We start from the raw sequence: 5,047 nt of genomic DNA on the forward strand, positions 1-5,047 counted from the left end.
AGATACAGTAGAATTCAGAGAGAACTCTGAGCTAAACGAAAATCCAGAGCGGAGCAAATCTCCGCTCTGGATTTTTCAATCTTTGGCTTTCTGAGAAAATGCAAAAATCCTCAGTACTTTTTACTTCACTCAGGACTCAGTTTGTAAAAAGCAGAGGGGTAAACTTAAAACAGTGAACAGGCGTATCGGCGTAGGTTTAAACCCGCCACCAAAGCCTTTCACCAATTGGTGGGGGACTTAAACCAAGCGAATTGAAACTGGTAACTGATAAAGCTTTCCCTTTTTCCTCTCCCGAATGCAGTTTTAGTCAATATGTGAATCAAATACACATTAATTTACAGGAATTTGCAAGTAAGTAAGGTATAAAATGCAGGATTCACGCATCAGATATAAAGAGTTTGTACCTCCTGCCTCAAAACCCGTAGCTTTGTACTTCATGCAAAGGAAAAATGCTGTAATTTCTCATAACCACAATTTGAGATTGAGGATTGGAGGAATTCGTGCAACTATTCAAATTTAAGCTGGGGCATCAGTTGAAGAGTGCCAATACCTAAATCTTTCGGTGAAAGCGATCGCGCTTCAAACAAAGCCATCATATCTCGTAACTGAGGATTGCCACGGGAAGCTCCGGTTAGCCCTTTGGCAATGATTAAGCCACAGTAGCCCTTAGTGTTTTTACACCGTTGATTCCATTTTTTCCGGGCTTCTACATGAATAGGATCTTCATCTAAGAATTCACCGAATAAGAACAATTCGCCATTTTGAGTTTGTAATAAACCCAGGTCGTAGCGATCGCCATCAAAGGGGTCGGCACCTGGATTAAAGCAAATAGCTCTCAGTCCCCCTGTTGCTTCAATTCTTTCAATTACAGTCTTAGCCTTGGGGCGGGAAGTTTGAATTAAAATCACCGGCAAACCGTCACCCACTTGTTTGATTTCACCAGCCTGATGGTAGCTGACTCCCTTTCGCAAATACTCCAACATCTCCCAGGACACTACACCTAAGCTGAGGAAGGAATCTTCTGGTATCAAGTCATCTTGCAATGATTGGAAATTTGAGGAGTCAAAGTTTTCGCTCTCCTGGTCATCGACATCAAAGCCTGCCATTTCCTCTAATTCTGCTGCTAACTGCGGCATGGTAGAGACTGTAACAGGCAGAGATTTAGTTGATTCTTCCGACTGCGGCAGAGAAATGCGATAGCGACGGCTGAGGGTAGGGAAAATGTCTTCATGAAGCTGGCGACGATGATCGCGAATAAAGCGACTCAGACTTTCGATCGCAACGAAGATTACCAGTGCTTCTTCGTCATACAAAACAGACCGTAGTCCTTCTAAAGGGTGGATATTACCGAAAGTTGGGTCAATTTCTGATAATGGCAGATCCGCCAAATCACTTTCTTCATCCTCATCTTCATCGGTTTCGTCAGCACTCTCAAAGGTGAGAAACAGGCAATCTTGCTTGAGGAACGCTTCTTCTAGATGCTTCGTTGATTCTTCATCCGTTAAAACTGCGGCGCGAAACTGTTTTAAAGACTCTTCTGAGCGATAAAACAAAATCCCATACTCCATTCCCAGCATTCCCATAACTGAGGCGTAGAGTGTGCCAACATCCCACTTATTAATCTCGATTGACAAAATTTGCTGTTCTTCCAAAAATTCCCAAGGTGCTGCTTGCCAAATTGCAAATGCTTTCTCTCGTAAGATTTGTGCATACTGTGGGGGTAAGTCGGGGGTTTGACTATCGAGGATGTCCGCGAACCCGCGAAACAGTTCGTCAATTAAAGGCAGTTCTGGTGCGTAGTCAATGGCAATATCCAAATCTTGCAGCACCCCCCGCAGGTAAAATTGAATCTCGCGGTCTTTGACTACAATTCTTTGAGGTCTGGCAGGTCTTGCCGGACTGTGGGGATGCTCCATTGCTCGCATTAAGGTACGAACTATTGCTTCTGGGCCGATATCTGAAGCTACCACGTCCATTCCTCGAACCACACCTTGGGAGTAATCTACCCAAAGGATGCATTCTCCCTTTTCCTGGGAGTCTGAGTGCTGGTTTGGTGATGACAACGGACGGCGATCGCCCTCCCATACAGAAGGAATTTGAGTTAATTTCTTCAACCGACGACTGGTAGAGCGATTAAAACTTGTCATAGAGTAAGTTAATCAAAAGAAGCAATTTGGAAGTAGACTTTGGGGATAGCTAGCCTCGGATTAGGTTTTTATGGCTGCACCTGAAAGATAGTTGCTTCTGGTGACTGCTGCCAGACTTGAATTCCAAAATTACCGAATCTATAAACACACTGAGTCTCTCAATTCTAGGATAAAAATGTTTGGCTACTTTTGACGGAGTGTTTACAATTTGGCATCTAAGGACATCTAAGCCGCTAGAATGAATACAAAAACACCAACGGCAACCCAGAGGCATTAACAAGCTGATATAGGGTAAACCTTAGACTAATTAAGGAGTTAAAAAAGCAGATGACACAAGCAATTCAGCCTCAACAACGCGGAATTCTGTTGAGCGAAGCCGCATTGCACCAGGTAAAATCCCTCCGGGACAAGCAAGGCACAGACTTCTGCTTACGGGTAGGAGTCCGCCAGGGTGGCTGTTCAGGGATGTCTTACATGATGGACTTTGAAGACACTAGCAAGATCACCCCGCAGGATGAAGTTTTTGACTATGATGGCTTCAAAATTGTCAGCGATCGCAAGAGTCTATTATATCTCTACGGTTTAATGCTCGATTACAGCGATGCCATGATTGGCGGTGGCTTTCAATTCACTAACCCCAATGCCAATCAAACTTGTGGTTGCGGCAAGTCATTTGGGGTGTAATATTGTCATTTGTCATTTGTCCCTTGTCATTTGTCGTTTATCATTTGCAGTTGCCTAATGACTAATGACCAATGACCAATGACCAATGACTAATGACCAATGACTAATGACTAATGACCAATGACTAATACAGTTGAATCCCTATTTGATACAGGTTTGGAACGCTATAAAGCAGGAGAGGCGGTAGATTCTTTAATCCCTGTGTTTAAAGAAGTGTGCGATCGCGCTCCTAAAACTAGTGCTGCTTGGATTTGTTTAGCGTGGTTATATCTACTCGATAACAAACCCAATTTGGCTTACAAAGCTGCACACAAAGCAGTCAAGTTAAATCCACAAGACCCACAGGCTAGAGTTAATCTCGCCTTAGCAATGCTGGAAACAGGTCAAAAAGGTTTACGAGAACATATTGACATAGCACAGCAGCTAATTTTTGTCAACGAAGAATGGCGCGATGAAATAAAAACCAGTATTGAAGACGGTTTAAGTAGAAAACCAGATTGGCAGAGTTTGAAAAAAGTCAAAAATTGGCTGTTTGAAGAATAAGGACAGGGAGTGGGGAATAGGGAGTAGGGAGTGGAAGAGGGACAAGGAAAAATTATTGAATAAGTCTCTTTTGTCTACCTTGTTTCTTGCTAATACCAACTCCCTATTTCTCATTCCCCATTCCCCACTCCCCACTCCCCACTCCCCACTCCCCACTCCAATCATGAAAGATAAATTGTTAAATTGGCTAAACACGATTTTAGTCGTCGATGTTTTTTTGGTTTTGTTTGGCTTTATCTGGTTAGCGATCGCTGCGATCGGTGATTCTGTCGGAGTAAACTTGGGTTTGGATTTGTGGCATAAACTGTGGCAACCCGTGTTTAACCCAGCGATCGGCATCCTGATGGGCGGTGCTATCCTCAGTGGTATTATCAGTTGGGTTTCCAAAAAATTTTTATCTAGTCAATAGTTAAGGGATTGGGCATCCCTTCGGCTTACCTCGGCTTACTTCGACTACGCCCTTCTCTACGAGAGGCTGCGCTCAGTACAAGCGGTAGTTGAGCGCAGTCGAAACTCAGGACAAGCGGTAGTTGAGCGCAGTCGAAACTCAGTACAAGTCGCGGTTCCTGAGCGTAGTCGTTCGCGCAGCGTCCCGCAGGGAAGGGCGGCACAAGTCGGCACAAGTCGCTCAGGGCAAGTGGGCATTGGTTAACCCCATCTTCCCCTGCTCCCTCATCTCCCTCATCTCCCTCATCTCCCTCATCTCCCTCATCTCCCCCACTCCCCACTCCCCACTCCCTTTCAACCTATGTAAGAATTTGTGTTAATGCTGAATGCAAATTAGGATATTTGTACTCAAAGCCTGTTTCCAAGGTGCGCTTGGGAAGGACTTGCTGACCTTCTAAAACTACCATAGCCCCGTCTCCTAAAAGGGCTTCGATCGCAAAAGCAGGAACAGGCAACCAAGAAGGACGATTCATCACTTCTCCCAAGGTTTGGCTTAAATCTACCATTCTAACTGGGTTAGGGGCAGTGCCATTATATACACCTTCTATTTCCGGTTTAGTTAAAGCTTCCAGAATCAAACTAACTAAATCGTCTACGTGAATCCATGAGAACCACTGCCTACCACTGCCAATGGGTCCACCAGCAAAGAGTTTGAAAGGCATAATCATTTTATCCAAAGCACCACCATTACCCAGAACAATCCCTAAACGCAGAATTACTAGCCGCACACCAGCATCTTTTACCTTTCTGGCTTGTGCTTCCCAGATTTGGCAGACTTGGGCAAGAAAATCGTTACCAGATAGGCTTGTTTCATCAAAGGTTGCCGTTTCACTGGTGCCGTAGTAGCCAATAGCCGAAGCGTTGATTAACACAGTTGGGAGGCAGCGCGTTGCGGGGGTTCCCCCCGTTGTAGCGACTGCCGTTTTGGGGTTAGCGTTGGCTATTGCTTCAACTATTTTTTGTGTACTTAGTTTCCGGCTATTGAGGATTTCTTGTTTGCGTTCTGGTGTCCAGCGTCCTTCACCAATGGGTTCTCCTGCCAGATTAACTACGCCATCACAACTAGCAATGACACTTTGCCAAGAACCAGATGTATTTGGTGTATAGGCAACAATTTCTACATTTGGGAAAGCCTCAGATGGAAAAACCTTTTGAGCAAAGGTGGTGTTCCGAGTTAATACTACTATTTGATGACCTTTTGCGTGGAGTCGTTGTACCAAACGACT

6 protein-coding genes are annotated in these 5,047 nt (G+C 44.7%); 3 read left to right on the forward strand and 3 right to left on the reverse strand.

Annotation, left to right across the window (positions count from 1 at the left end):
* Window positions 1-506: 506 nt before the first annotated feature.
* Window positions 507-2,147 (reverse strand): hypothetical protein, encoded by a 1,641-nt coding sequence (locus LC574_RS26080; protein ID WP_229456434.1) that lies wholly within the window; start codon window positions 2,145-2,147, stop codon window positions 507-509.
* 327 nt (window positions 2,148-2,474) lie between these two features.
* On the opposite strand from LC574_RS26080, the gene LC574_RS26085 reads away from it, so the two are divergent.
* From LC574_RS26085 to LC574_RS26095, 3 genes are all read left to right on the forward strand, one after another.
* Window positions 2,475-2,831, forward strand: coding sequence for an iron-sulfur cluster assembly accessory protein (locus tag LC574_RS26085; RefSeq protein ID WP_190894026.1), 357 nt, complete (start codon window positions 2,475-2,477; stop codon window positions 2,829-2,831).
* 120 nt (window positions 2,832-2,951) lie between these two features.
* Window positions 2,952-3,374: a M48 family metallopeptidase gene (locus LC574_RS26090; protein WP_229456435.1), complete on the forward strand. Its 423-nt coding sequence runs from the start codon at window positions 2,952-2,954 to the stop codon at window positions 3,372-3,374.
* A gap of 163 nt (window positions 3,375-3,537) precedes the next feature.
* On the forward strand, window positions 3,538-3,783 hold the full coding sequence (locus tag LC574_RS26095) for a hypothetical protein (protein ID WP_229456438.1): 246 nt from the start codon (window positions 3,538-3,540) through the stop codon (window positions 3,781-3,783).
* A 25-nt stretch (window positions 3,784-3,808) separates the two neighbouring features.
* On the opposite strand, the gene LC574_RS26100 is transcribed toward LC574_RS26095, so the two are convergent.
* On the reverse strand, window positions 3,809-4,102 hold the full coding sequence (locus LC574_RS26100; RefSeq protein WP_229456436.1) for a hypothetical protein: 294 nt from the start codon (window positions 4,100-4,102) through the stop codon (window positions 3,809-3,811).
* 18 nt (window positions 4,103-4,120) lie between these two features.
* A partial coding sequence (locus tag LC574_RS26105; RefSeq protein ID WP_229456437.1) for a TIGR01777 family oxidoreductase occupies window positions 4,121-5,047 on the reverse strand: 927 nt, incomplete at its 5' end.

Source organism: Nostoc sp. CHAB 5715 (genome assembly GCF_020829685.1).
Lineage (GTDB): Bacteria > Cyanobacteriota > Cyanobacteriia > Cyanobacteriales > Nostocaceae > Nostoc.